Here is a 24,388-nt window from a genome sequence, read left to right as displayed (position 1 = left end):
GGAAGATTGGGTGCGGCAGGGGGATGGGTGGTTTTTCAGCAAACAAAAAAGCTCCCCCGGGACGGGGGAGCTTTTGAATGCGAGGTGTACCTCAGTTCTTACAGCTTGCGAACATTTTCCGCTGCCGGACCTTTGGGGCCGGCAACAACATCAAAGCTCACCCGATCACCCTCGGCCAGGGACTTGAAGCCCTCTGCCTGGATGGCGGAATGATGTACGAAAACGTCTTTCCCCCCGTCTTGCTCGATGAAGCCAAAACCCTTCGAATCATTGAACCACTTCACTTTTCCTTCGGACATCTTTACTGCTCCTTTTTTGTTTGGTTCCTTCAGGGAACCTTTTGATTTTTTGCCGATTACAATCGGCTTTTTTCCTGTTTGCGCAAACAAAAAACCGCACGTTCCATTTCGGTGGTCTGTGCGGTCGACTCTTTCTGCAATTTGTGAGCTACAAACAGATACTATATATCGACTGTCAGATACCCTACAGGACCGCTGATGGAAATGCAAGGTTTATTTTTAAATATTTTCAGGAAGTTTCGTTTTGGTGGCATCTTCAGTCGTGCTGCGCTATACAGCGTACATCGAGACCATGGAAAGGAGTATTCCCCATGAAGAAAGCGGTCCTTTGGGCGGCGGTTTGCGCCTCGTTCCTCGGCCTGGCGTCGGCATCGTATGCCGCCGACATCAACGGCATCTGGAAGAACGACGGCCAGACAATGATCTTCCTCCAGGAGGGCGGCAACATCCAGGTCATGTGCACGTACCGGGGCGGCTCCGGCATTGTGACCTGGTACGGCCAGGGGTCGATCCAGGGCAATCGGGTCGAGTACTACCTGCATCACGCCAACACAGACAAGCCCGGTACATACAACCACTACCATGCCTTCACCGTTTCGAGCGACGGGAAGACGATGAACGGAACCTGGGGGACCGTCTTCCAGCCTGTCATGGGAAACTGGTCCCTGCACCGAGTCGGGCCGTAAGGAGTACGGTCATGGATTATGCGACCCTGCTCCGAAACCGACGCTCGATCCGCGATTACCTGGATCGGGAGGTCGATCCGTCTCTCCTCGGGGAAATCCTCGAAGAAACCTGTCTGGCGCCCACGGCGAGCAATAACCAGCCGGTGAAGTTCATCGTCATCCGGAAGAAGGACCTCCTGAAACGGCTCTCCGACGAGAGCCGAAGGAACTTCCTGGCCGACCTGGCCGGTAATCCGGATTCACCCATGAGACGCTACGAGGCCGTCCTCCGGGACGAGTCGTTCAACTGCTTTTACAATGCCCCGTGCGTGGTCTATTTCATCGGTCCGAAGAGCGTCCGGTCCCTCGATGTGGACATCGGCCTGACAGCGGCATACTTCATGTTCGGTGCTGCGGCGAGGGGCCTCGGAACTTGCTGGATCGGAATGGGGGCGAACATCAGGGACGGGGGGCTCCTCGCCGAGATCGGTGTCCCAGGGGACTGCCGGATCGTGGCCCCTATTGCCATCGGCTACCCGGAGGAGATTCCTGCGGCTACGGAGCGTCACGCGCCCGAGATCCTCAAGAGTGTCTAAAAAAGGGCCTGCGACAGACCGGAAGCGGCGGCGGGCAGCCGCGGCTCTTCTAAAAAAAAGGAGCGATCATGAGAAAGCATCTTTTCGGCGCTCTGCTGGTCGTTTTGCTCTTCGGGCTGCTTGCTTCTTCCGTTCCCGGGTCGGACGAATTCCCCGCCCACCGGGGGCAGATCAACGACTTCGCCGACCTCATTCCCCCGGACGTGGAACAGCGGATGGAAGCGAAGGCGAGGCAGGTGCTGAATACGACGGGGACGTCCGTCGTGGTCGTCACGATGCCGACGATCGGGGAGAACTACCTGTCCGACTACGTCAACCGCCTCTACCGCGCCTGGGGCGTCGGGAAGAAGGGAGAGAACAAGGGCGTCCTCATCTTTTTCGCCCAGAAGGAAAAGAAAATCCGCATCGAGACCGGCTATGGCGTGGAAGGCATCCTGCCGGACGGCAAAGTCGGCGAAATCTTGCGCCGCGACGTGGCGCCCCACCTGAAGAAGAAGGATTATGGAACGGGGCTTGAAAACGCCCTCCTTTCCGTTTCCCGGGTGATCGAGGAAGACGCAAAGGCATCCGGGGGCGTGAAGCCGACCCCGAAGAAGCCCCCGGTCAGCCCCCACACGGTCTTTATTGTGGCCACGTTCATTGTATTCGGTATCATCGGCCTGATCGTCTTCCTGATTGTCATGATCAAAAAGGGCGGCCGGCGCATGGTCGGCTCGGACAACCGCTACGAGCCGATCAGCTCGACCAGCAGTTTCAGTTCGGGCGACTCCGGCAGCAGCGATTCCGGCAGCAGCGACAGCGGCGGGTTTGACGGAGGCGACAGCGGTGGCGGCGGAGCCGAATGCAGCACCGACGACTGATGATTGGATGACCCGTTTTCCCGTTTACAGGTCGTCGCAAGAGAGAGGAGGCTCCTGATGACCGTCAATGAAAAGACCGCCCTTACGCTGCTCGCCGTCGGCATCGTGCTCATCCTGGTTTCGCTCCCTCTTTATCTCGGCAAGATAAAGAGGAATTCCGTCTACGGCTTTCGAATATCACAGGCCTTCGAATCCGAGGAGAACTGGTATGCGATCAATCGATACGGGGCCGGGGTCCTGATGCTCTGGTCGGTCGTTCTGGCCGTCTTCGGAATCGCCTGCCTGTACGTGCAGCCTCAAAATGTCATGACCATTGCCAACATCGGCTTTCTGTCCATCGGTGTCCCGATTGTGCTGACGTTCCTGTTCGCCAGAACGCTGTAGGGCGGCATGTGCAATGACACGGGGAGTTTATTGACCGGATGAACATAACCCGAGATCACGCCGCTGCGAATCCCTCATTCCCTTCGGCCGTCGAAGCAGGAGACACGGTCCTCTCCGGCAACGTCGTCGATGTCGTCCGAGCCGAGATTTATCCCGGGACGGTCGTCGTCCGGGGCGGCCGGATCGCCGGGATCGTCCGCGACAGCGGGACCTATGCCCGCTATCTCGTCCCGGGGTTCGTGGACGCCCACGTTCACATCGAGAGCTCCATGCTGGTTCCCTCGGAGTTCGCCCGGCTGGCGGTGGTTCACGGGACGACCGCCACCGTTTCGGATCCCCACGAAATCGCAAATGTTCTGGGTGTCGTCGGCGTCCGGTTCATGATCGAAAACGGCCGCCGCGTGCCCTTCAAATTCCACTTCGGGGCCTCCCCCTGCGTGCCAGCCACGGCCTTCGAGACCGCCGGGGCCAGCCTCGATCTGCAGGAGGTCGAGACGCTGCTGGATATGCCCGAGATCATGTACCTGAGCGAAGTCATGAACTATCCAGGCGTCATCGCCCGGGATCCGGAAGTCATGGCCAAGCTCCGGGCGGCGAAACGGCGGGGAAAGCCCATCGACGGCCATGCGCCGGGATTGATGGGTGCGGACCTGGAGCAGTATGCCGCCGCGGGCATCACGACCGACCATGAAACATACATGCTGGAGGAGGGGCGGCAGAAGGTCCGGCTCGGGATGAAGGTGCAGATCCGCTGGGGATCCGCGGCGAACAATTTCGACACCCTCCATCCGCTGCTCGGAGAAAACCCCGGCTCCTGCATGTTCTGCAGCGACGACAGGCACCCCGACGACCTGGCGGAGGAGCACATGGACGCCATGGTGCGGAAGGCCTTCCGCCTGGGATATGACCGGATGACGGTCCTTAAGTGCGCCACCCTCCACCCGGTCCGCCATTACGGTCTCCGGGTGGGACTCCTGCAGCCCGGCGATCCCGCCGACCTGGTCGTCCTGGACGGCCTGGGAGACGGCTTCCGGGTGCTTGAGACCTATGTGGACGGGCGCCTGGTGGCGAAAGAAGGGCGAAGTCTCCTTGAGACCCTGCCGGTTGAGGTCATGAACCATTTCCGGGCCGGGGAGAAGAGACCGGCGGATTTCGCCGTCCCGATCCGGGGGCCGTACGTCCACGTCATCGACACCCTGGACGGCCAGGTGATCACCGGCCGGAGCCGGGAGCGGGTCCGTGCCGCCGGCGGTTATGCCGTCGCGGATCCTGAAAAGGACGTCCTGAAGGTCGCCGTCATCAACCGCTACCAGGACATGCCGCCGGCCCTGGGGTTCGTCCGGAATTTCGGCCTGAAGCGGGGCGCCATCGCCTCTTCGGTGGCTCACGATTCGCACAATGTTGTTGTCGTAGGGGCGACCGACGAGGCCATGGCCCGGGCCGCCAACCTGGTGATCCGGAGCCGGGGCGGACTTGCCCTGGCCGACGGAGAGAGCGAAGACGTCCTCCCCCTTCCCGTGGCGGGGCTCATGACGACGGAGGATGGATACGGTGTGGCCCGCAAGTATGAAGCCATGACGCGCAAGGCGAAAGAGATGGGCTCGCGGCTCCGGGCACCCTTCATGGCCCAGTCTTTCCTGGCGCTCCTGGTGATTCCGGACTTGAAGCTCAGCGACCGGGGGCTCTTCGACGGCCGGGCCTTCCGGTTCCTGGACCTCTTCACGGGGGATGCGTCCGATTGACCGGGGCGTCCACGGCTGATTCCACGAAACCCTTTGCGGGTAAGGCCCGGGACAGGCTCCTGACCGATGCCCCGAAAATATTTTCTTGACAAGAAGATTGGCCGTGTGTTTTTCTCGCACCCTCTTGAGCGAAGAAGGAAAGGAAAAGGCAGAACCGACATGGAGCCGAAACTGAATCTGACTTACTGGTTTGGTTTTTATTATTTCGGCCCACAGGTCTGCCTGGCGCTTGGGAGGAGGTAAGGAAAACCAAATCAAGCCAAAACAAGCCATGGGCAGTCCGAAAGGCGCCGCCCATGGCTTTTTTGTTTGGGCCGTGGCGGTGTCGACGCTCCACGGCCTTTTTATTACGGAGGCAGCGAACCATGATCATCCTGATGAAAAAAAATGCGACGGAAGGACAGATCGATCACGTCACAACCTGGGTCGAATCGGTCGGCTTCCAAACGCACCTCTCCAGGGGCGTGGAGAGAACGATCATCGGCGCCATCGGCGACGACCGGGGCAAGGCCCAGCTGAAAGCGGCCGAATACCTGCCCGGCGTCGAGAAGATTGTGCCGATCCTCAAACCTTACAAGCTGGCCAGCCGGGAATTCCGGGAGGAAAACACGCAGATCCGCGTCGGCGAGGTCGTCGTGGGCGGTCCGAAATTCGTGGTCATGGCCGGCCCCTGCACCGTCGAGAGCGAGGAGCAGCTCCTGGAGTCGGCATACATTGCCCGGAAAGGGGGGGCGGACATTCTGAGAGGCGGAGCCTTCAAGCCCCGAACGTCGCCCTACAGCTTCCAGGGCATGGAAAAGGAGGGGCTGAAACTCCTGAAGCTGGTCCGGGAGCGGACGGGCCTTCCCGTCGTAACGGAAGTCATGAGTCCCACCGACGTGGACTTGGTGGAAGAATACTCCGACATCCTGCAGGTCGGAGCCCGGAACGTCCAGAACTTCGCGCTCCTGAAGAAGGTCGGAAAGGCCCGGAAGCCGATCCTTCTGAAGCGGGGGATGATGACCACCATCGAGGAACTGCTCATGTCGGCCGAATACATCCTCTCGGAGGGAAACGAAGAGGTGATCCTCTGCGAGAGGGGGATCCGGACCTTCGAAACGGCGACGAGAAACACCCTCGACATCAGCGCGGTTCCCGTTCTCAAGGAGCTGACCCACCTGCCGGTGATTGTCGATCCGAGCCACGCCTCCGGCTATTCGAAATACGTGATCCCCCTCTGCCGGGCTGCCGTCGCCGTGGGAGCCGACGGGGTGATCGTGGAGATGCACCCGGAGCCGGAGAAGGCCGTCTGCGACGGACCCCAGTCGCTCCGGCCGGAGTCGTTCTACGAGCTGATGGAGGAGATCCGGCGGCTTTCGTCCTTCATGAACAACGGGATGAGGGTGCGGTCATGAACCGGATCCGGGTGCATCTCGAACACAAGACGTCGAATTCCTATGACGTTCACATCGGACGCGACATTCTGGACCGGATGGGACTGATCCTGGCCAAAAACGCCGGGGTGAAGCGGTATGTCATCGTCACCGACGCCACTGTGGATGCCCTGCACGGCGAACGGGTCGCCGACGTTCTGCAGAGACTGGGGCTGAAGGTGGAACGGCTTCTGATCCCACCGGGAGAGGTGTCAAAGGACATCCGGACGGTTCTGGAAACGGCGGAGCGGCTGACCGCCCTCGGTGCCGACCGCTCCTCCGCCCTGATCGCCCTGGGGGGCGGAGTCGTGGGGGATCTGACCGGATTCCTGGCCTCCATTTACATGCGCGGGATTCCCTGCGTCCAGGTCCCGACGACGCTGATGGCCCAGGTGGACAGCAGCATCGGCGGGAAGACCGGTGTCGATACGGCGGCGGGAAAGAACCTCCTGGGGACGTTCTACCAGCCCCTGGGCGTGTTCATCGACACGGCCTTTCTGGACACGCTGACCGAGCGGGGATACCGGGACGGGATGGCGGAAATCGTCAAATACGGCGCCATCGAGCAGCCGGAACTCCTGGACCGGGTGGCGGAAGGACTGGGAAAAGCGGAAAACAGGGACCCCGCCCTGCTGGAAGAGGTCATCGCCGCCTCCTGCCGGATCAAGAAGAGCATCGTGGAGATCGACGAGAAGGAAAAGGGGCTCCGCCGCATCCTGAATTTCGGCCACACTGTCGGACACGCCGTGGAGGCAGCGTCGGATTATGCCCTGTCCCACGGGGAGTCCGTCTCCATCGGCATGGCGGCGGGGGCCGTCCTGTCGGAGAGGCTGGGATACCTGCCGGCGGAGGATCGGCAGCGGCTCGTGGCGGTGCTGGAAGGCGTGGGACTGCCCACTGCGATTCCCGGCGGGATTTCCCGGGAGAAGATCCTGAGCCACCTGAAAGCGGACAAGAAGAAAACGGGAACGGTCATTCATTTCGTCCTCCTGAAGAAACTCGGGATTCCCTTCCTGAACGGGGGCGTTCCGGAAAAGACCGTGGCGGAGACGGTTGAGGCGCTGACGGTATGAGCAAGAGCAGCCTGCAGACCCTGCGCACCCTGGTGAAGGAGAAGGACGCCGCCATGGTCCGCCTCCTGAACGAGCGGGCGTCCCTGGCCGTGGAGATCGGCCGTCTCAAGCGTCTCGAAGGATGGGAGATCTACGACCCGGCTCAGGAAAGCCAGGTATACCGCTACCTCGAGGAGATGAACGAGGGCCCTCTGCCGGACGAGGCCATCCGGGCGATCTACCGGGAGATCCTTTCGGCCTCCCGGGCCCTGCAGGCTCCCGTCGCCGTGGCCTTCCTCGGACCGGAGACCTCCTTCAGCCACCAGGCGGCCCTTCGGCACTTCGGGCAGGGTGCCCTGCTCCGGCCCCAGGCAACGATCGCCGCCGTCTTCGACGTGGTGGAGCGGGGAGCGGCGGACTGGGGAATCGTTCCGGTCGAGAATTCCGCCGAAGGGTCCGTCAAGTCGACCCTGGACGGCCTGCTGGCCACGCCCCTCACGATCCGGGCGGAGGTCTACGGGCGGATCCGCCACTGCCTCGTTTCCGGGGGGGAGGAGACGGACCGGATCGAGCGGGTCTACTCCCATCCCCAGGCCCTGGCCCAGTGCCGGGGCTGGCTCCGGAGGAACCTGCCCCGGGCGGTGCTTGTGGAGACGGAAAGCACGGCTACGGCCGCGCGGAAGGTTCTGGAAGACCCGGCGGGTGCCGCCATTGCGAGCCGCCTCGCCGCCGACGCGGTGGAACTCCGCCTGCTGGCCGAGGGGATCGAGGACAGCCCTCTGAACACGACCCGCTTTCTGGTTCTGGGAACGGAGGGGAAAGCGGAAAAGGCCACTGCCGCACCGACGGGCCGCGACAAGACCTCCATCCTCTTCGGAACGGCCCACCAGCCGGGTGCGCTCCACGAGGCCCTCGCGCCTTTTGCGGCGGAGGGGGTGAACCTGACCCGGATCGAATCCTATCCGGCGCGCGACCGGATGTGGGAATATCTATTCTTCGCCGATTTTGCCGGACACCGGGAGGAGGCCAAGCCGAAGAAGTGCCTGGAAGAACTGGCGAAACGGACCGCTTTTTTGAAGATTCTCGGGTCCTATCCACGGGGGGATGAACAGCCGTGATCTGCATTCCCGTGAACGCCGCCTCGACGGAGGCGGCTCTGAAAAAAATGAAGCGGGCCTATGCCATGGCCGGAATCGTGGAACTGCGGCTCGACGGCATGGCCGATCCGGACCTGCCGAAGCTTTTGGCCGCGAAGGCGGGAAAGATCGTTGTCACGAACCGGCATCGGGAGGAAGGAGGGCGCTTCGATGGGCCGGAAGACCGCCGGATCGCGCGTTTGATGGAGGCCGCCGCCCTGGGAGCGGACTACGTGGACATGGAAGCGAGGACCGAACCGTCCCTGCGGAATGATCTCATCGATTTCATTGCCGGGAACGGCCATGCCGCTAAGGTGATCCTGTCCTGCCACCTGCCGGCGGGAACCCCCGGAGAGAAAGTGCTGGCGGACCTTCTGAAGGGCCTGATGGGCGAGGGCGCGCCGGTGATCAAGCTGGTTTCCCTGGCAAACCGGCCGGAAGACAACCTCCGGATTCTCAACCTTTTGCCTCGGGCACGGGAATGCGGGCAGCGGATGATCGCCTTCTGCATGGGTGAGGCGGGGCGGATCAGCAGGGTCATGGCGCCGCAGTTGGGTTCCTTTCTGACGTATGCCTCCCTGGAAGAGGGCGAAGAGACGGCGCCCGGTCAGCTGAGCGTCGGGGAGATGCGGCGGCTGCTCCGGCTGCTGGGAGGGGGAGTTGCGGATGAGGACCGTTGATCGTTTTGTTCTGATCGGGAACCCCGTCCGCCAGAGCCTGTCCCCGCAGATGCACAACGGGGCATACCGGGAATTGGGGATCGACGCCCGCTTCGAGACCCTCTGCGTGACGGACCTGGAAGCGGCCATGGGGGAAATCCTCGAAACGGATGTGAAGGGCATCGCCGTGACGATCCCCTTCAAGACGGCCGTGATTCCCTTTCTCGACGAGGTGGCCGGCGACGCCCTCGCGATCGGCGCGGTCAACACGATCTGTCGCCGCAACGGTCGCTGGATCGGGCACAACACCGACGGTTCCGGTCTGGCCCGCGATCTCCACGAATGGATGGACGTCCGCGGGAAGACCGTCGCGGTCCTGGGAACCGGCGGGGCGGCCCGCGCCGCCGTCTATGCCGTCATTCTGGAAGGCGGACGGCCCGTCGTGGTCGGGCGGTCGACTGCCGGCCGCGAGGCCCTGGCCGCCGCCTTCGACTGCGTTTCCTGTCCGCCGGGGGATCTGGTCAGGATCGAAGCGGGGTGCCTGATCAACGCCACCCCGGTCGGGATGGTGCCGGACGTGAAGAATACGCCGGTGGACGCGGCCCTGCTCGCGCGGATTCCCCGCGTGGTGGACCTGGTCTACCGGCCCCTCCGAACCAGGCTGCTCCGGGAAGCGGAGGCTGTGGGATGCTCCGTCCGGTCGGGGGTCGGCATGTTCGTGAACCAGGGAGCGGAGCAGATCCGCCTCTGGACGGGCCTGGAGCCGCCCCGGGAGACCATGCGACGGATCGTGGAAAAGGAGCTTGAAAACGATGAAACGCATTGAACCCACCGGCCCTCTCCGGGCCGTCGTCGCAGCTCCGGGATCGAAGAGCTATACCCAGCGGGCCCTGATCATGGCCGCCCTGGCGGGGGGACGGTCCGTTCTACGGAACGCCCTGGATGCGGAGGACTCCGTGCGCCTCGTACAGGCCCTTCGCTCCCTCGGAACCGGGATCCGGTGGGAAGGGGAGGACCTGGTTGTCACCGGCACGGGGGGGATGCTTACCCCCCCCGGGAGTGCGCTTTTCCTGGGAAACAACGGAACGGCCATGCGGCTCCTGACCTCCGTGGTCGCCCTCGGGAACGGGACCTTCACGCTGACAGGGGACCGCCGCCTTTGCGAGCGCCCCGTCGGCCCGCTCCGGGAGGCCCTGGTCGCGCTGGGCGTCGACATCGCAACCGATGGGGACCGGGGGTGTCCCCCCGTCACGGTCCGGGGCCGCGGCCTGCCGGGCGGACGGGTCGTGTTGAAGGATCTGGATAGCAGCCAGTACGTTTCGTCCCTCCTCATCAGCGCCCCCTACGCTTCCGCGGACGTGACCGTGGTCTTGGAAGGGCATGTCCCATCGCTCCCGTATGTGGACGTCACGGTGGAAGCGATGCGGCAGTTCGGCGTCGAGGTCCGCCGGGACGACGGGCGCACGTTCGTCGTTCCCCACGGGCAGCACTATGCCGGAAGGACCTATCAAGTGGAGGGGGACGTGTCCAGCGCCTCCTATTTTTTCCTGGCGGCGGCGGTCACCCGAGGAGCCGTCCGCGTCGGCCGCATCAACCCGCATACGCGGCAGGGCGACATCGGTCTCCTGGACATCCTGGAGGAACTGGGATGCACGGTCCGGCGCGGAGAAAACGAAGTGGAGGTCGCAGGCGGCGATCTGGCGGTGGGGGACCGGGTTTTCGATCTCACCGACATGCCCGACATGGTTCCGACCCTGGCTGTGCTTGCGGCCCTGCGGCCCGGACGCACGGCGATTACCGGGGTCGCGCACCTGCGGGTGAAGGAAAGCAACCGCCTGGCCGCCCTGGCGGCGGAGTTGAGGAAGACCGGCATCTCCGCCGAAGAGAGGCCCGACGGCCTCGTCATCGAAGGGGGACGGCCCCGGGGCGCCGAGATCGAGACCTACAACGACCACCGAATCGCCATGAGCTTCGCTGTCCTGGGGCTGGCCGTGCCGGGAATGGCGATCCGGAACGAGCGGTGCGTCGCCAAATCATTTCCCCGTTTCTGGGAGCTGATGGAGGGCCTGAACGCATGAGGATCGTCCTCGTGGGATACCGCGGCTGCGGCAAGAGCATTGTCGGCCGGTTGCTGGCGGAGCGGCTGGGGCTGCCTTTTCTTGATACGGATAGGCTGATCGAGGAGAGCGCGGGACGGACTGTCCGGCAGATCGTCGACGACGGAGGCTGGGAAGAGTTTCGAACCCTGGAGCGCCGGGTCATCGCGGAACTGCCGGAAGAGCGAAGCGTCGTCGCCCTGGGGGGCGGAGCCGTTCTGGACCGGGCGAACGTGGAAGCCCTTGAAGCGGACGGATTTTTCGTCTGGCTGACTGCCGGAACCGACGTCATCCTGGAGCGGCTGGCTACCGACGGAAAGACGGTTGAGCAGCGGCCTCCGTTGACGGAGGGCAGCGGCCGGGAGGAAGTGGAACGGCTGCTCCGGGAACGACTTCCCGTCTATCGCCTCGTGGCGGACCTGGCTATCGACACGTCCCAACGCTCCGCCGCCGAGGTGGCTGAAATGATTGCAGAATACGCTGGGCGGCGGCTTTCCATTCGGGAAGCCTGCCCGCAATCGGGAGGTTAAAAGGGGAAACATGGCCGCAAATACCTTCGGAGTCGCATTCCGTGTCACAACCTGGGGGGAATCCCACGGTCCCGCCCTCGGGGCCGTCGTGGACGGGTGCCCGCCGGGCCTTGCCCTCGACGAGCATGACGTCCAGGAATGGCTGAACCGGCGCAGGCCGGGCCGGGCGCCATCGGCTTCACCCCGCCGGGAGGACGATCAGGTGGAGATTCTCTCCGGCGTTTTCGAGGGAAAGACCACGGGCACCCCGATCGCCCTCCTGATCCGGAACCGGGACGCCGCGTCACACGACTACGAAGATCTCCGGGACGTCTTCCGGCCCGGGCACGGCGACTTTGCGTACATGCAGAAATACGGCATCCGGGATCATCGGGGAGGCGGGCGTGCCTCCGGCCGGGAAACGGCCGCCCGGGTCGCCGCCGGAGCCGTGGCCGCAAAGGTACTGGCACCAGCAGGAATCCGCGTGTTTGCCTTCACGAGGGAGCTCGGAGGAATCGCCGCAACGGACATCCGGCCCGGAGAAATGGACCGGAACGACCTCCGGTGTCCCGATCCGAAGGCGGCCGAACAGATGGCCTCCCGGTTGGAAGAGGCAAGAGAAGGCGGGGATTCGCTGGGAGGCGTCGTGGAGATTATCGTCCAGGGGTGTCCGCCCGGTCTCGGCGAACCCGTCTTCGACAAGCTCGACGCCGACCTGGCCAAGGCCCTCATGAGCATCGGGACCGTCAAGGGCGTCGAGATCGGCGCCGGGTTCGAGGCGGCCCGGATGAAGGGATCGCAGAGCAACGATACCCTGGGACCGGACGGGTTCGGTTCGAACCGGGCCGGCGGGATCCTCGCGGGCATCTCGACCGGGCAGGACATCGTGCTCCGGGCGGCCTGCAAGCCGATCCCTTCCATCGGCAGGGAGCAGCAAACCGTAGACGTCTTCGGGAAACCGGTTGTACTGGCCGTCCGCGGAAGGCATGATGTGTGCGTCATCCCGAGGATCCTGCCGGTCTGCGAGGCCATGGTCTCCATCGTCCTGGCGGACCACCTCCTGAGACAGAGGGCTGTCGGGCGATGAGGAAGGGTGCGGTGGGCATTGTCGGAGGCGGGGGCGGGATGGGCCGCTGGTTCGCCCGTTTCTTTGCCGGCCAGGGATATGCCGTCCACATCTCCGAGCGGGATTCGGGAACGCCCCTTCCGGAGCTGGCAGCCGTATGTCCGGTTGTCGTCGTGGCGGTACCCATGGCCGTGACGACGGAGGTGATCCGCCGGGTCGGTCCGCACCTGAAACCGGGGGCTCTCCTGATGGACCTTACATCCCTCAAGGAGGAGCCTGTTCGGGAGATGCTGGCGGCCACGGCGGCGAAAGTCGTCGGATGCCATCCCCTCTTCGGACCCGATGCGGCGGACCTCAAGGGACAGAACGTCGTGATCTGTCCCGGCCGCGGTGAATCCGGGAAGGCATGGCTCCGGGAGATCCTGGAGCAGAGCGGGGCGCGGGTCGTCGAGACCACGCCGGAGAGGCACGACCGGGTCATGGCCGTCGTCCAGGGGCTTACCCACCTGAACACGATGGCTATGGGACTGGCCATGGAGACCCTGGGGGAAGACCCGGAGATGCTGGAGCGGATGTCGACGCCGGCCTTCCGGACAAAGCGGGACATGCTGGAGAAGGTCTTCGGTCCCTCCCCGCGGCTTTATGCCGAGCTTGTGACGAAGAACCCGTCCGCCCGAGCGGTCATCGCAGCGTACGAGAAAGCGGTGGCGCAGTTGAAGCGGTTTGTCGAGGAGGAGGACGCGGAGGGGCTCGAAGAATGGCTCCGCCGCGGAGTGTAGGATGGCGGATTTCAAATCCGTCTCCTTTCTCTTTTCTATTTTATCAATATCCGCGGTCTGGCACCCAACTCGCGGGAGAAGGGCTTCCCTCGCGCTCAGAAGCGTTTTTTCGACCCTGCAACGTCTCGCTCCGCTGCAAAGTCATAACTTGCACCGGACGGTGCTCAGACAGATGACTTTGCGGGCGCTTCGCTGCGACGGCAGGGTGCCCCGAAAAAGCCGCTATTCGCGCTCCGGGAATCCCCCCTCCCCGACCGACGTTCGCGGGGGCGCGACCGGGGGTTTCCAGAGGAGCAATTAGGACTTTTTTCCCATCCATCCAGCCTGACGGACCGTCGACGAGGGATCGCGGGAAAAAACGTCCGCGACGGCGGAAGCCCCCGTGGTAGCCCCCGCGCCGATACGCTCAATGCAAGGGGTAAGCGGAAGCCTGCCAGGAAAGGAAAAGGAAGAGGGAGAGGTACGGATTTGAAATCCGTTTCTGCTTCTGGACAGGGAAGAGGGCAAAAAAAGGTTGACGGCGCCGGGGGAGGCCTGTTAGAGGGACTGGAAAAGAGGAAACGAGCATGAACCGTTCGCGTGTCATGACAACTTTGAATCGCTGGTGGTGGTGGACCACAGGAGAGGGGTCCGTCCGCAGCTGATGTACTGACATAGCATGCAAAAGCCGCGGGGTCCCCTCGGGATCCCGCGGCTTTTTTGTTTTGTCCTGCATGGAACGAAAAGGCCGCCCGCAAAGCGGCCTTTTTTATTTTTCGACAGAGAGGATACGACGACATGATTTTTCCCGATTTCGACACGTTCCGGACCCTGGCCCGGGAAGGCAACCTGATTCCCGTGTACCGCGAACTCCTGGCGGACACGGAGACGCCCGTCACGGCCCTGCTCAAGCTGCGGGGAGAACGGAACGTGTTTCTCCTGGAGAGCGTCGAGGGGTCGGAGAAATGGGGACGGTACACCTTCCTGGGCTCGTCGCCCCGCCTGGTCTTCCGGGTCCGGGGGCGGGAGGTTCACATCGAGGAGAATGGAGTCAGCCGCGTTCTGGAGCATGACGGGGATCCCCTGCGTGTCTTGAAAGAAATCCTGGGGCGATACCGGCCGGTCAGTCTCCCGGAGCTCCCCCGCTTCTTCGGCGGGGCCGTCGGATTCCTGGGCTACGGGATGATCCGCTTCTTCGAGAAGAAACTGGACCGCCGTTCCGGTCGGGTCGGCGAGACGGACGACGCGGTCTTCCTGCTGACGGACACCCTGCTCGTCTTCGACAACGTGCGCCATACTCTCAAGGTTGTGTCCTGCGCCCGGACGGACGGAGCCGCCGATTTCCGGCAGGCTTACGACGAGGCGGCCGGGAAGATCGAAGACCTCATCGCCCGCCTCAAGGCCGCTCCGGCCCCCATCGTTCCGCCTCAAGAACGGGCGGGCGAAGGCGGATCGTTTGAAGGGACCGTCACGGAGGAGGAATTCCGGGAGATGGTGGTCCGGGCGAAGGAGTACATCGTCGCCGGCGACATCATCCAGGTCGTCCTCTCCCAGCGCTTCGAGCGGCCCTGCTCCGTCGATCCCGTCAACCTCTACCGGGCCCTGCGGTACGTCAACCCGTCTCCGTATCTGTTTTTCCTGAAGATCGACGGCTTCCACCTGATCGGCTCCTCCCCGGAGGTCATGGTCCGCCTGGAGGAGGGCATCGCCGAGCTGAAGCCCATCGCCGGTACGCGGAGAAGGGGCGCCACAGAGCAGGAGGACCGGCGCCTGGCGGACGAACTGCTCCAGGACCCGAAGGAGAAGGCGGAGCATGTGATGCTCGTCGACCTGGGACGGAACGACCTGGGGCGGATCGCCCGGACAGGGAGCGTCCAGGTGAGCCAGCTGATGGCCGTGGAGCGTTACTCCCACGTGATGCACCTGGTCTCCGACATCCAGGCCCAGCTGGACGACGGGCGGGACGCCTTCGACGTCCTCAGGGCGGCCTTCCCGGCGGGAACGCTGACGGGGGCGCCGAAAGTCCGGGCCATGGAGATCATCGACGAGCTGGAGAAATACCCGCGGGGACCCTACGGCGGCGCCGTCGGGTACATCAGTTACACCGGCAACATGGACCTGGGGATCACCATCCGGACGATGATGCTGGAGAACGGGATGCTGTCGGTCCAGGCGGGCGCGGGTATCGTCGCCGATTCGGACCCCCGGAGCGAATACGAGGAGACGCTGCACAAGGCGGGAGGGATGTTCCGGGCCGTCGCGCTGGCGGAGAACGGCTTTCAACTGAATGGAGGTGCAAAATGATCCTGATGATCGATAATTACGATTCGTTTACCTACAACCTGGTCCAATACCTGGGCCAGCTCGGCGAAGACGTGGTCGTCCGGCGGAACGACGAGACGACCCTGGAGGAGATCGAGGCCATGGCGCCGGAGGCCATCGTTCTGTCCCCCGGTCCCTGCACCCCGGAAGAAGCGGGCATCACTCTGGATGTCGTCCGACGCTTCCACGAAGAGATCCCCATCCTGGGCATCTGTCTCGGCCACCAGGCCATCGGGCAGGCCTTCGGAGGCCGGGTCGTCCGGGCGGGGCGCGTCATGCACGGCAAGACATCCCCCGTCGTGAACGACGGCAAAACGACCTTCCGGGGGATGCCCAATCCCATAACGGCGGGGCGGTACCACTCGCTTATCGTCGAGAGGGGAAGCCTCCCGGACTGCCTGGCCGTCAGCGCCGAGACGGAGGAGGGCGAAATCATGGGAATCCGGCACCAGACGTTTCCCGTTGAGGGGCTCCAGTTTCACCCCGAGTCGATCCTGACGCCCAACGGGAAGCGAATGCTCCGGAATTTCCTCGAAACATACGTTCGGAAGGAGGAACTGCCATGCTGAAGCAGGTACTGAACAAGGTCGTCCGTCGGGAGGACCTGCGGGAAGGGGAGATGATGTCCGCGATGGATTCCATCATGGAGGGCAAGGCGACGCCCGCCCAGATCGGTGCCTTCATTACGGCCCTTCGCATGAAGGGAGAGACGGTCGAGGAGGTGACGGGGGCGGCGCGGGTGATGCGGCAGAAGGCGACCCGCATCGACGCCCGGTCCGGCGTCATCGTCGATACCTGCGGCACCGGCGGCGACGGGAGCAACACCTTCAACATTTCCACGACGGCAGCGTTTGTCGCGGCCGCTGCGGGCCTGACGGTGGCCAAGCACGGCAACCGGGCCGTCTCCAGCGGCTGCGGCAGCGCCGACGTTCTCGAGGCCCTGGGCGTCAACATCGAGGCGGAGCCGGACGTCGTCGAGGAGTGCATCCAGCAGATCGGCATCGGCTTTCTCTTTGCCCCCCGCCTGCACGGGGCCATGAAGTACGCCGCCGGGCCCCGCCGCGAGACGGGAATCCGGACGATCTTCAACATGCTGGGTCCCCTGACCAACCCGGCGGGCGCGACGGCCCAGCTCATCGGCGTCTACGATCCCCACCTCACGGAGACTTTCGCGGGGGTGCTGAAAAACCTGGGGACGAAGCGAGCCTTCGTCGTTCACGGCCTGGACGGGCTCGACGAAGTCACGGTGACGGGAGAGACGAGGGTTTCGGAATTGAAGGACGGCCTTGTCCGGACCTACAACTTCAACCCGCTGGATATCGTCGGGGAGATTCATCCCCCCGAATCCCTCGTGGGCGGAGACGCCGAAGCCAACGCCCGCATCGTCCGGGCCGTCCTGGCGGGAGAGCACGGACCCTGCCGGGACGTGGTGGTGCTGAATGCCGCCTTTGCCATCGTCGCCGGCGGGAAGGCCGGGACGGTCCAGGAGGGAGCCGCTGTCGCCCGGGAATGCATCGACGACGGCGCGGCCGTGAAGAAGCTCCAGGCCCTGATCGAGATGAGCCACGCCTGATGAGGTGTCCCGTGATACTCGACCGCATCGTGGAGGTGAAAAAACGGGAAGTGGCCCTCGCGAAGGCACGGACGCCCCTTGAGGTCCTGGAGCGCTCCCTTCACGGGGCTCCGCCCGTGCGCGATTTCCGGGAGGCGCTGCGCAGGAATCCCTGCGCGATCATTGCCGAGATCAAGCGGGCCTCCCCCTCCAAAGGCCGCCTTTGCGAGGACTTCCGGCCCCGGGAGATTGCTGCCGCCTATGAGAGCGGCGGGGCGGCCGCCCTCTCGGTCCTGACGGACGAAACGTTTTTTGAGGGCGCCGGCGTCCATCTCGCGGAGGTGCGGCGGGAGGCGGGCCTCCCCGTCCTGCGCAAGGACTTTGTCATCGACGAGTACCAGATCGTCGAGGCTCGGCTCCTGGGGGCCGATGCGGTGCTCCTGATCGCCCGCATCCTGGAGGAGGACCGGCTCCGGGAGTACGTTTCCCGGGCGTCCTCGCTGGGCATGAGCGCCCTTGTGGAGGTCCACGGCGGCGGGGAGCTGGACCTTGCCCTCCGTGCCGGGGCCGTTCTCGTGGGGATCAACAACCGCGACCTCGACACCTTCCGGACGGACCTGACGACGACGTTGGAGCTGGCGCCCCGGGTGCCGGCGGGCATGACGGTCGTCAGCGAGAGCGGCATCCAAACCCGGGACGATATTGAGCGCCTTCTCGCTGCGGGTGTGCACGCTTTTCTGATCGGCGAGGCCCTGATGAAGGCCCCCGATCCGACGATGAAACTGAAGGAGCTGATGGGACGATGACGGAGATCAAGATCTGCGGGATCACGTGCCTGGAAGATGCCCTGTGCGCCGCCCGGTCGGGCGCCGACGCCCTGGGGTTCATCTTCTATCCGCCGAGCCGCCGCTGCGTTTCCCCGGAGCAGGCCCGGCGGATCAGGGCCGGACTGCCCAGGGGGATCGTCACCGTAGGTGTCTTCGTGAATCAGGACGCCACATTCGTGGAGGATATCGCCGGGACTTGCGGCCTGGACATGATCCAGCTCCACGGCGACGAACCGCCGGAATACTGCCGCCGGTTTTCCCGGGAGCGGCTGATCAGGGCCGTGTGGCCCGCGGCATCCATGGACATCAGCGTGCTGGGCGCCTATCCGGTGAAGGCTTTTCTGGCCGACGGCCGGGATGCGGACCGCCGCGGCGGGACCGGACGCACCGCCGACTGGACCCTGTCGGCCGCGCTGGGGCGGGCCTTTCCCCTTGTCCTCGCCGGGGGACTCCGGGAGGACAACATCCGGGAGGCCCTGACCGCCGTCCGACCCCGGGCGGTGGACATCAACAGCGGCATCGAGACCGCCCTGGGAATCAAGGACCATGAACGGATGCGGCGGATCATCGCCATCGTCCGGGCCGCCGACCGGGAGGCCGGGGAGTCGGGTGACGAAGACGGACCCGCGATCTTCTGTCGTTTGTTTCCCGGGGCAGACCGCGGAAGCTTCGATGTTCCCGGAACAAGAAAGGACAAGCCATGAAGACGAACAGGCAGCCGGACCGGCGCGGCCATTTCGGCCCCTTCGGGGGGCGCTACGCCGCGGAGACGCTCATGCCGGCCCTTTACGAACTGGAAGCGGCCTATCGGGAGGCCCGGCGGGACCAGCAGTTCCGGCGGGAATTCAGGATGCTGCAAAGGGACTACGGCGGCCGGGAGACGCCCCTCTATTTTGCCTCCCGCCTGACGGAGTCCCTCGGCGGTGCCCGGATCTACCTGAAACGGGAAGACCTGAATCACACGGGCTCCCACAAGATCAACAACACCCTGGGGCAAGCCCTCCTGGCCCGGCGCATGGGCAAGCGAAAGGTCATCGCCGAGACCGGGGCGGGCCAGCACGGCGTGGCCACGGCCACCGTGGCGGCCCTCTTCGGCATGGAGTGCCGCATCTTCATGGGCAAGGAGGACATCCGCCGGCAGGCGCCCAACGTTTACCGTATGAAGATCCTTGGGGCCGAGGTCGTTCCCGTATCCTCCGGCACGGCGACGCTGAAGGATGCCATGAACGAGGCCATGCGGTACTGGACCGCCACTGTCCGGGATACCTTCTACGTAATCGGCACGACGGCGGGTCCCCACCCCTACCCGATGATGGTCCGCGACTTCCAGAGCGCCATCGGCCGCGAGGCAAGGCGGCAGATCATGGAGAAAGAAGGGCGGTTGCCGGACCTGCTGGTGGCCTGCGTCGGCGGAGGGAGCAACGCCATGGGACTGTTTTATCCGTTCCGCAACGATCCCGGGGTGAAAATGATCGGTGTCGAAGCGGCGGGGTTGGGTCTGGAGACGGGGATGCATGCCGCCAGCATCACCGCCGGCCGGATCGGCGTTCTCCATGGAAACAAGACCTTCCTGCTGCAGGACGAAGACGGCCAGGTGCGGGACGCCCATTCCATTGCCGCGGGGCTCGATTATCCCGGCGTGGGCCCCGAGCACAGCGCTTTTCATGCCGGCGGCCGCGCCCGTTACGTCGCCGTCCTTGATCGGGAGGCCATGGCGGCTTTTTCACGGCTGTCCAGGCTGGAAGGCATCATCCCCGCCATGGAAAGCGCCCATGCCGTCGCCTATGCCATGACCCTGGCGCCGACGCTCGGGAAGGACTCGATCATGATCGTCAACCTTTCCGGACGGGGGGACAAGGATGCGGAAGTCATGGCCGGAAGACAGGAAAAGGAGGATGCTCGTGGGACGCATTGAGAAGGCGTTTGCCCGAAGAAAAGCGGAGGGACGAAAGGTTTTTGTGGCCTACCTGACGGCGGGGGATCCGGATCTGGAGACGACGGAGGCGCTGGCCCTGGCCCTGGAGGCCGCCGGAGTCGATATCCTCGAGATAGGGGTTCCATTTTCCGACCCCACGGCCGACGGCCCGGTCATCCAGGCGGCGTCCCAACGGGCGCTGAAGCGGGGGACAACCCTGGCGGGGATTCTCGACCGGATCGATTCCCTTCGCCGGCGGTCCGACATTCCCGTGGTGCTGTTCGGATATTTCAATCCCATCCTGAGCTACGGAGTCGAGCGGTTTGCCCGGGATGCCGCCGCCGCGGGCGTGGATGGGCTTCTCGTAGTCGATCTCCCCTTCGAGGAGACTGGAGAGTTGAGACGGTTCACAGATCCGGCGGGCCTGGCCTTCATTTCGCTCGTTGCACCGACGACGGACACGAAGCGGGCAAGGACGATCCTTCGCCGGGCGACGGGTTTCGTCTATGCCATCTCCGTTACGGGGGTGACGGGCACGAGCACACCGCGGCCGGATGATGTCCGGCGCGATTTGGAAAGGATCCGGGAGGAGACGGATCTGCCGATCGTCGCCGGATTCGGCATTGCCACGGCCGGGCAGGCAGCCGGTATCGCGCCCTTGGCCGACGGCATCGTTGTCGGCAGTGCGCTGGTCCGGCTGATCAGGGAAAATGCAGGCAGCGTTAATCTGGTCAAGACAGCGGTTTCCTTTGTCCGGGAGATCCGGGAAGCCATCGACGGAAAGCGGCAGGAGGGACCGGGCGGTTTGGAGAAGAGAAGATGGAGTTGACCGTCAGCTATTGATTGCTGCCGTCATCCCACTGCTCAGGCAGCGGCTGTGGCCCGGGAACGATACCGGCGATATCAGGATCTTCCGACGGGTTTTCTGCCCGAGCCAAGGCCTTGGACTCCTTCGCTTCGATCCGGCGGGCAACCTTTTCCTGCTGTTTCTTCTGACGTGCTCTTTCCTTTTCCCGCTTCTGAAATGTGTATTTGGATCGGACCATGAATTACCCCCTGGCTGTTGCTTTGGTTTTGGAAGGCATAAAAAGAAGAAGCACCCCAACGCCGAACCCGGCACGGGAGTGCTTCTTTGCTTTTGGATTAATGCTTACAGGGGCTTTACGTTTTCCGCCGCGGGGCCTTTCTTGCCCTGCGTGACATCGAAACTCACACGCTGACCCTCGACCAGCGTCTTGAAGCCAGTGCCCTGGATCGCACTGAAATGGACGAACACATCGCCGCCTTCATCCTTCTCGATGAACCCGAAGCCTTTCTGCTCGTTGAACCACTTCACCTTTCCTTCTGCCATCGTTTGCACCCTCCTTTCTCAAATTTTCCCAAAGTCGGATGGAACGAGGGCAGAATAAAAAGCCACCTGGACTCTTAAGAAGAGCACGGTGGCCAACCTCTGCGCTTCAAATGTTTCGATCCAACTTTTTCCGTGTCGGCAGAACAACCGTACCTGGCGGACACGTTCTATGAATTGTCCGTCCCCGTAGTATGATCCTCTATGGATGTCAAGATTTTTTTAAAAAATATTCTCCTATAGGCGGATACGGGAGGCGCGGCCGAGTTTCCTGTCCAGCCGGAAAGAAAGGACCAGCAGTGACGCGGCCAGGCATATCCAGCCCAACCCGGTGACGATTCTCGATACGGGAAACCAGTCGATCAGGAAGAAAGCCGTCAGGTTTGTCCCCACGAAGGAGCCGAAGGTCGAAAGGAAGAGGACCAGACCGGCGGTCAGACTCGAATCCCGGTGATAATGGGTCAGGATTCCGATGATGTAAGGTGATACCGTGGCCATGATCGTGATGGGAACGAAAAAGAGGATATTCATGGCCGCGAGCGATCCGGCGCGGACATCGACAATCCGGTCGGCGATGAAATTGCACGCGGGGGCGTGGAGCAGGGGGATGAATAGTACCCAGGCCGAGCTGACAATCAGGAGGACGGCGAAAAAGGAAACCTTGAAGGCCCGTTTCGCCAGGTAACCGCCCAGGACATATCCAATGGAAAAATGGACCATGAAGGAACTGATGATGCTGCCCCATATGTACACAGAGCCTCCGAAATATGGGGACATCAGGTTTGACGAGAGGATCTCGAGGCTCATGATGACCGATCCGAATGTGAACAGAAGCAATGCAAACGCAAAGTATGCGAGTCCCATAATGCGTCCTTACTGAAAGGGATTATCCGGCGATCCTTCGATCTCCTGTTATCTTCGATTCAAGAGAAGGTTGGCCGGGTTATAGTCGTCTGTCAGGATCTTTTCCTTCCGGATTCTGGGATTCGGGTCGAATTTCCGGGATTCCCGGATCAGGTCGATCGGACCGATCCGGCTCCTGCAACGCTCTCCGCAGAGCCGGGGCGGCGGATACAGGGGGGCCCGGGTGGCAACGATGATGGAATTGCTGCTGTTCGTTCCCTCGAAGACGTAGACATGGCGGAAGACGCTGCGGAAAGTCGTTACCTGGGCGTCAAAGAGCTGATTCGAGTTGTGGACGTTCTGGACGACGACACCATTTTGCGTCAGTCTCGAAAGGCACAGTTCGAGGAACTCCTTTGTCGTCATGTGCGCCGGGATGTAATCGGAATTGAAGGCATCGATCCAGATCTGGTCGAATTTCCCGGGATTTCTCCGAAGATATTGCCGGCCGTCGGTGACGGACAGGGCATGGCCCGCGGCAAGCTGAAAATGAAAGTAATCCTTTGCGAGACGGACCACCAGCGGATCCACCTCCACGGACTGCAGACGGACCTGGGGCAGATGCATGCGGAACACCGTCGGGATATAGCCTCCCCCGAGGCCGATGAGGCAGACACTCCGGGTGTCCGGAAGAAACTGAAACCCGACGAACATCATGGCGGTGTATTCGAAGACGGATTCATCGGGCCGTGGGATGTTCATGCAGGTCTGGCGCTGGTCCCGATGACGCCCGAAGATCATGCAGCGGTTCAAACCCGCCTGGCGGATCGTGATATGGTTGTAAATCGAATCCCCTTCGTAGAGGGTCTGCTCGTTTCCCGCCGGGACCTTCTGCGGCGTCCCGAGAAGAAGGAGCAGGAAGAATGTGATGCCGAACAGGCGGCACGGGAATCGGGATGTTTTCATGGACGGGCCGGCGGGGACTGATCTCCTCAATGATTTCTGAGAGTCCTGTATTGCCCATCCGCTCTTCCGGGTCAAGCGGCATTGTCGGTTCCGACGAAAAATCCCCGCCGCAGGATGAAAACGCAGGCCGGTGGAAAACGGTGGTTGATCGTGCTATGCAAAACACCGTTCTTCGGCGGTCGGGGGACGGTGGTTATTGCCGGCCACCGGACTGTCTGCCGGGGCTGCCGGAAGCGGGAATACTTTTCACGGGGGAATCATGATCATCAAAAGCGAGGGGAAACTGGCCGAAGGCCTTTATGCCATTGGAGGGCCGCACCTGCCGGCCTATCTGCTGGCCGGGGAAACGCCCGTCCTGTTCGATGCCGGCATGACGTTCATGGGGCCCACCTACCGGAAGGATCTCCAGGACCGCCTGGGAGATGCCGGCCGGCTCCGGTTCGTTTGCCTGACCCATGCCCATTTCGATCATTGCGGCTCCTGTCCGTACCTGAAGCGCCATATCCCGGGCCTGCGTGTGGGAGCGCACCGCCTGGCGGCAGAGACCCTGCGGAAGGCGAGCGCCATCGAGCTTATCCGTAGTCTGAGCGGGAACTGCGAGGAGTTGTACAGGGATCAAGTGGGCAGCGAAGACATCTCGTTCGATTCCCTGGAGGTTGACGTCATCCTGGAAGACGGCGACGAGATGGACTTCGGCGGCGGCCTGACCTTCCGGGTGATCGCCACACCCGGGCATACCCGGGATTCCGTCTGCTATTTCATCCCCCGGCTGAGGGCCCTCATCACCGGCGAGGCCGTCGGGGTCTTCGACAGGAACTTCACGATCCAGCCGGAGTTCCTGGCGAGCTACCGGGATTATGTGGCCTCTCTCGAGAAGCTTCTCTCCCTGGATCCGGACCTCATCATGATGAGCCACTACTACACGCTCACCGGCGAAGATGCCCGGGGGTACATAGCCCGTTCCTTGGAACAGACGAGGGTATTCCGGGACCGGATTGAGCGCTTCCTGCATGATTCCGGAGGAGATCGAGATGCCGTGGTCCGGCGGATTCACGGGGAGGACTACCTCTCGACGGGGGCGAACCTCCAGGAGGAGCGCCCCTATCTCATCAACCTCCAGGCGAAGGTCCGGGTTGTGGCGGAGGGGAGATAAGCTAAGACTCGAAAGCCCCGTTGGGCTGGGACCCGGCGGGGCTGCTCGAGGAACACAGATCAGAAAAAGATCCGGTTGCGATATGTCCTGCGCCGTGCAGGGCGCGTTTGCTCAGACGTCCTTCTTCTTGGACCAGGCCTCCTGGTAGAGCCGGCCGATGGTCGTCACCAGGGCCAGGAAGAACAGGCCCAGCATGAAGTTCGGGGCCGTCCCGAGGAGGTTGTCCAG

At 63.2% G+C, this 24,388-nt stretch carries 27 protein-coding genes; 22 read left to right on the top strand and 5 right to left on the bottom strand.

What is annotated here, in order from left to right; genetic code table 11:
• Nucleotides 1-98: 98 nt before the first annotated feature.
• The gene (locus tag HPY65_17380) at nucleotides 99-299 is read right to left on the bottom strand and encodes a cold-shock protein (GenBank protein ID NPU86254.1); all 201 of its coding nucleotides are present in this window, start codon (nucleotides 297-299) and stop codon (nucleotides 99-101) included.
• A 311-nt stretch (nucleotides 300-610) separates the two neighbouring features.
• Between HPY65_17380 and HPY65_17375 the strand changes: the two genes are divergently transcribed.
• The 21 genes from HPY65_17375 (at nucleotide 611) to HPY65_17275 (ending at nucleotide 20,679) form a co-directional block, all read left to right on the top strand.
• Complete coding sequence (locus HPY65_17375; protein ID NPU86253.1) at nucleotides 611-985, top strand: hypothetical protein; 375 nt, start codon at nucleotides 611-613, stop codon at nucleotides 983-985.
• An 11-nt stretch (nucleotides 986-996) separates the two neighbouring features.
• Entirely contained in the window at nucleotides 997-1,560 is a 564-nt protein-coding gene (locus HPY65_17370; protein ID NPU86252.1) for a nitroreductase family protein, read from the top strand.
• A 68-nt stretch (nucleotides 1,561-1,628) separates the two neighbouring features.
• A complete protein-coding gene (locus HPY65_17365) occupies nucleotides 1,629-2,420 on the top strand; it encodes a TPM domain-containing protein (GenBank protein NPU86251.1) in 792 nt (263 codons plus the stop codon).
• Nucleotides 2,421-2,477: 57 nt separating this feature from the next.
• Nucleotides 2,478-2,804 (top strand): SdpI family protein, encoded by a 327-nt coding sequence (locus tag HPY65_17360; GenBank protein NPU86250.1) that lies wholly within the window; start codon nucleotides 2,478-2,480, stop codon nucleotides 2,802-2,804.
• Between the two features lie 38 nt (nucleotides 2,805-2,842).
• Complete coding sequence (gene ade / locus HPY65_17355; protein ID NPU86249.1) at nucleotides 2,843-4,546, top strand: adenine deaminase; 1,704 nt, start codon at nucleotides 2,843-2,845, stop codon at nucleotides 4,544-4,546.
• A gap of 365 nt (nucleotides 4,547-4,911) precedes the next feature.
• Nucleotides 4,912-5,940: a 3-deoxy-7-phosphoheptulonate synthase gene (aroF, locus tag HPY65_17350; protein NPU86248.1), complete on the top strand. Its 1,029-nt coding sequence runs from the start codon at nucleotides 4,912-4,914 to the stop codon at nucleotides 5,938-5,940.
• Nucleotides 5,937-7,031, top strand: coding sequence for a 3-dehydroquinate synthase (gene aroB / locus HPY65_17345; protein ID NPU86247.1), 1,095 nt, complete (start codon nucleotides 5,937-5,939; stop codon nucleotides 7,029-7,031). Before aroF ends, aroB begins: the two co-directional genes overlap by 4 nt.
• Nucleotides 7,028-8,128: a prephenate dehydratase gene (gene pheA / locus HPY65_17340; protein ID NPU86246.1), complete on the top strand. Its 1,101-nt coding sequence runs from the start codon at nucleotides 7,028-7,030 to the stop codon at nucleotides 8,126-8,128. Before aroB ends, pheA begins: the two co-directional genes overlap by 4 nt.
• A complete protein-coding gene (locus HPY65_17335; GenBank protein ID NPU86245.1) occupies nucleotides 8,125-8,826 on the top strand; it encodes a type I 3-dehydroquinate dehydratase in 702 nt (233 codons plus the stop codon). Before pheA ends, HPY65_17335 begins: the two co-directional genes overlap by 4 nt.
• Entirely contained in the window at nucleotides 8,813-9,631 is an 819-nt protein-coding gene (gene aroE, locus HPY65_17330; protein NPU86244.1) for a shikimate dehydrogenase, read from the top strand. Before HPY65_17335 ends, aroE begins: the two co-directional genes overlap by 14 nt.
• Nucleotides 9,618-10,883, top strand: coding sequence for a 3-phosphoshikimate 1-carboxyvinyltransferase (gene aroA / locus HPY65_17325; protein ID NPU86243.1), 1,266 nt, complete (start codon nucleotides 9,618-9,620; stop codon nucleotides 10,881-10,883). Before aroE ends, aroA begins: the two co-directional genes overlap by 14 nt.
• Nucleotides 10,880-11,431, top strand: a complete 552-nt coding sequence (locus HPY65_17320; GenBank protein ID NPU86242.1) for a shikimate kinase — start codon at nucleotides 10,880-10,882, stop codon at nucleotides 11,429-11,431. Before aroA ends, HPY65_17320 begins: the two co-directional genes overlap by 4 nt.
• A 10-nt stretch (nucleotides 11,432-11,441) precedes the next feature.
• Nucleotides 11,442-12,497, top strand: a complete 1,056-nt coding sequence (aroC, locus tag HPY65_17315; GenBank protein ID NPU86241.1) for a chorismate synthase — start codon at nucleotides 11,442-11,444, stop codon at nucleotides 12,495-12,497.
• Between the two features lie 11 nt (nucleotides 12,498-12,508).
• On the top strand, nucleotides 12,509-13,255 hold the full coding sequence (locus HPY65_17310) for a prephenate dehydrogenase/arogenate dehydrogenase family protein (protein NPU86240.1): 747 nt from the start codon (nucleotides 12,509-12,511) through the stop codon (nucleotides 13,253-13,255).
• Nucleotides 13,256-14,032: 777 nt separating this feature from the next.
• On the top strand, nucleotides 14,033-15,538 hold the full coding sequence (gene trpE, locus HPY65_17305; protein ID NPU86239.1) for an anthranilate synthase component I: 1,506 nt from the start codon (nucleotides 14,033-14,035) through the stop codon (nucleotides 15,536-15,538).
• Nucleotides 15,535-16,125 (top strand): aminodeoxychorismate/anthranilate synthase component II, encoded by a 591-nt coding sequence (locus HPY65_17300; GenBank protein NPU86238.1) that lies wholly within the window; start codon nucleotides 15,535-15,537, stop codon nucleotides 16,123-16,125. The genes trpE and HPY65_17300 overlap by 4 nt, the downstream gene beginning before the upstream one ends.
• Nucleotides 16,119-17,129 carry an anthranilate phosphoribosyltransferase gene (gene trpD, locus HPY65_17295; protein ID NPU86237.1) on the top strand — a complete coding sequence of 337 codons (1,011 nt, stop codon included), beginning with the start codon at nucleotides 16,119-16,121 and terminating at the stop codon, nucleotides 17,127-17,129. Before HPY65_17300 ends, trpD begins: the two co-directional genes overlap by 7 nt.
• Nucleotides 17,129-17,914 (top strand): indole-3-glycerol phosphate synthase TrpC, encoded by a 786-nt coding sequence (gene trpC, locus HPY65_17290; protein ID NPU86236.1) that lies wholly within the window; start codon nucleotides 17,129-17,131, stop codon nucleotides 17,912-17,914. Before trpD ends, trpC begins: the two co-directional genes overlap by 1 nt.
• Nucleotides 17,911-18,639, top strand: a complete 729-nt coding sequence (locus tag HPY65_17285; GenBank protein NPU86235.1) for a phosphoribosylanthranilate isomerase — start codon at nucleotides 17,911-17,913, stop codon at nucleotides 18,637-18,639. Before trpC ends, HPY65_17285 begins: the two co-directional genes overlap by 4 nt.
• Nucleotides 18,636-19,850: a tryptophan synthase subunit beta gene (trpB, locus tag HPY65_17280; GenBank protein ID NPU86234.1), complete on the top strand. Its 1,215-nt coding sequence runs from the start codon at nucleotides 18,636-18,638 to the stop codon at nucleotides 19,848-19,850. Before HPY65_17285 ends, trpB begins: the two co-directional genes overlap by 4 nt.
• Nucleotides 19,831-20,679, top strand: coding sequence for a tryptophan synthase subunit alpha (locus HPY65_17275; protein NPU86233.1), 849 nt, complete (start codon nucleotides 19,831-19,833; stop codon nucleotides 20,677-20,679). The genes trpB and HPY65_17275 overlap by 20 nt, the downstream gene beginning before the upstream one ends.
• A gap of 7 nt (nucleotides 20,680-20,686) precedes the next feature.
• Here HPY65_17275 and HPY65_17270 read toward each other — a convergent pair whose 3' ends face one another.
• The 4 genes from HPY65_17270 to HPY65_17255 all read right to left on the bottom strand — a co-directional run bounded on the left by HPY65_17270 (nucleotide 20,687) and on the right by HPY65_17255 (nucleotide 23,007).
• Nucleotides 20,687-20,896, bottom strand: a complete 210-nt coding sequence (locus tag HPY65_17270; protein ID NPU86232.1) for a hypothetical protein — start codon at nucleotides 20,894-20,896, stop codon at nucleotides 20,687-20,689.
• A 104-nt stretch (nucleotides 20,897-21,000) separates the two neighbouring features.
• Nucleotides 21,001-21,201, bottom strand: coding sequence for a cold-shock protein (locus tag HPY65_17265; protein ID NPU86231.1), 201 nt, complete (start codon nucleotides 21,199-21,201; stop codon nucleotides 21,001-21,003).
• A gap of 234 nt (nucleotides 21,202-21,435) precedes the next feature.
• Complete coding sequence (locus HPY65_17260; GenBank protein ID NPU86230.1) at nucleotides 21,436-22,062, bottom strand: fused MFS/spermidine synthase; 627 nt, start codon at nucleotides 22,060-22,062, stop codon at nucleotides 21,436-21,438.
• A gap of 48 nt (nucleotides 22,063-22,110) precedes the next feature.
• Nucleotides 22,111-23,007: a fused MFS/spermidine synthase gene (locus tag HPY65_17255; protein ID NPU86229.1), complete on the bottom strand. Its 897-nt coding sequence runs from the start codon at nucleotides 23,005-23,007 to the stop codon at nucleotides 22,111-22,113.
• 259 nt (nucleotides 23,008-23,266) lie between these two features.
• On the opposite strand from HPY65_17255, the gene HPY65_17250 reads away from it, so the two are divergent.
• A complete protein-coding gene (locus HPY65_17250) occupies nucleotides 23,267-24,160 on the top strand; it encodes an MBL fold metallo-hydrolase (GenBank protein ID NPU86228.1) in 894 nt (297 codons plus the stop codon).
• Nucleotides 24,161-24,388 lie beyond the last annotated feature (228 nt).

Source organism: Syntrophaceae bacterium, from assembly GCA_013177825.1.
Classification (GTDB): Bacteria; Desulfobacterota; Syntrophia; order Syntrophales; family PHBD01; genus PHBD01.
This window is presented reverse-complemented; position numbering and strand designations above follow the sequence as displayed.

Bases quoted from the DNA above. Each gene is read 5' to 3' on its own strand.
- HPY65_17320 (NPU86242.1), top strand. From the start codon at position 10,880: ATGAGGATCGTCCTCGTGGGATACCGCGGCTGCGGCAAGAGCATTGTC.
- HPY65_17265 (NPU86231.1), bottom strand. From the start codon at position 21,201: ATGGCAGAAGGAAAGGTGAAGTGGTTCAACGAGCAGAAAGGCTTCGGG.
- HPY65_17300 (NPU86238.1), top strand. From the start codon at position 15,535: ATGATCCTGATGATCGATAATTACGATTCGTTTACCTACAACCTGGTC.
- HPY65_17255 (NPU86229.1), bottom strand. From the start codon at position 23,007: ATGAAAACATCCCGATTCCCGTGCCGCCTGTTCGGCATCACATTCTTC.
- HPY65_17375 (NPU86253.1), top strand. From the start codon at position 611: ATGAAGAAAGCGGTCCTTTGGGCGGCGGTTTGCGCCTCGTTCCTCGGC.
- pheA (NPU86246.1), top strand. From the start codon at position 7,028: ATGAGCAAGAGCAGCCTGCAGACCCTGCGCACCCTGGTGAAGGAGAAG.
- HPY65_17370 (NPU86252.1), top strand. From the start codon at position 997: ATGGATTATGCGACCCTGCTCCGAAACCGACGCTCGATCCGCGATTAC.
- trpB (NPU86234.1), top strand. From the start codon at position 18,636: ATGAAGACGAACAGGCAGCCGGACCGGCGCGGCCATTTCGGCCCCTTC.
- aroB (NPU86247.1), top strand. From the start codon at position 5,937: ATGAACCGGATCCGGGTGCATCTCGAACACAAGACGTCGAATTCCTAT.
- HPY65_17270 (NPU86232.1), bottom strand. From the start codon at position 20,896: ATGGTCCGATCCAAATACACATTTCAGAAGCGGGAAAAGGAAAGAGCA.
- aroC (NPU86241.1), top strand. From the start codon at position 11,442: ATGGCCGCAAATACCTTCGGAGTCGCATTCCGTGTCACAACCTGGGGG.
- HPY65_17360 (NPU86250.1), top strand. From the start codon at position 2,478: ATGACCGTCAATGAAAAGACCGCCCTTACGCTGCTCGCCGTCGGCATC.
- trpE (NPU86239.1), top strand. From the start codon at position 14,033: ATGATTTTTCCCGATTTCGACACGTTCCGGACCCTGGCCCGGGAAGGC.
- aroE (NPU86244.1), top strand. From the start codon at position 8,813: ATGAGGACCGTTGATCGTTTTGTTCTGATCGGGAACCCCGTCCGCCAG.
- ade (NPU86249.1), top strand. From the start codon at position 2,843: ATGAACATAACCCGAGATCACGCCGCTGCGAATCCCTCATTCCCTTCG.
- HPY65_17260 (NPU86230.1), bottom strand. From the start codon at position 22,062: ATGGGACTCGCATACTTTGCGTTTGCATTGCTTCTGTTCACATTCGGA.
- HPY65_17365 (NPU86251.1), top strand. From the start codon at position 1,629: ATGAGAAAGCATCTTTTCGGCGCTCTGCTGGTCGTTTTGCTCTTCGGG.
- aroF (NPU86248.1), top strand. From the start codon at position 4,912: ATGATCATCCTGATGAAAAAAAATGCGACGGAAGGACAGATCGATCAC.
- HPY65_17250 (NPU86228.1), top strand. From the start codon at position 23,267: ATGATCATCAAAAGCGAGGGGAAACTGGCCGAAGGCCTTTATGCCATT.
- HPY65_17275 (NPU86233.1), top strand. From the start codon at position 19,831: ATGCTCGTGGGACGCATTGAGAAGGCGTTTGCCCGAAGAAAAGCGGAG.
- aroA (NPU86243.1), top strand. From the start codon at position 9,618: ATGAAACGCATTGAACCCACCGGCCCTCTCCGGGCCGTCGTCGCAGCT.
- HPY65_17285 (NPU86235.1), top strand. From the start codon at position 17,911: ATGACGGAGATCAAGATCTGCGGGATCACGTGCCTGGAAGATGCCCTG.
- trpC (NPU86236.1), top strand. From the start codon at position 17,129: ATGAGGTGTCCCGTGATACTCGACCGCATCGTGGAGGTGAAAAAACGG.
- HPY65_17380 (NPU86254.1), bottom strand. From the start codon at position 299: ATGTCCGAAGGAAAAGTGAAGTGGTTCAATGATTCGAAGGGTTTTGGC.
- trpD (NPU86237.1), top strand. From the start codon at position 16,119: ATGCTGAAGCAGGTACTGAACAAGGTCGTCCGTCGGGAGGACCTGCGG.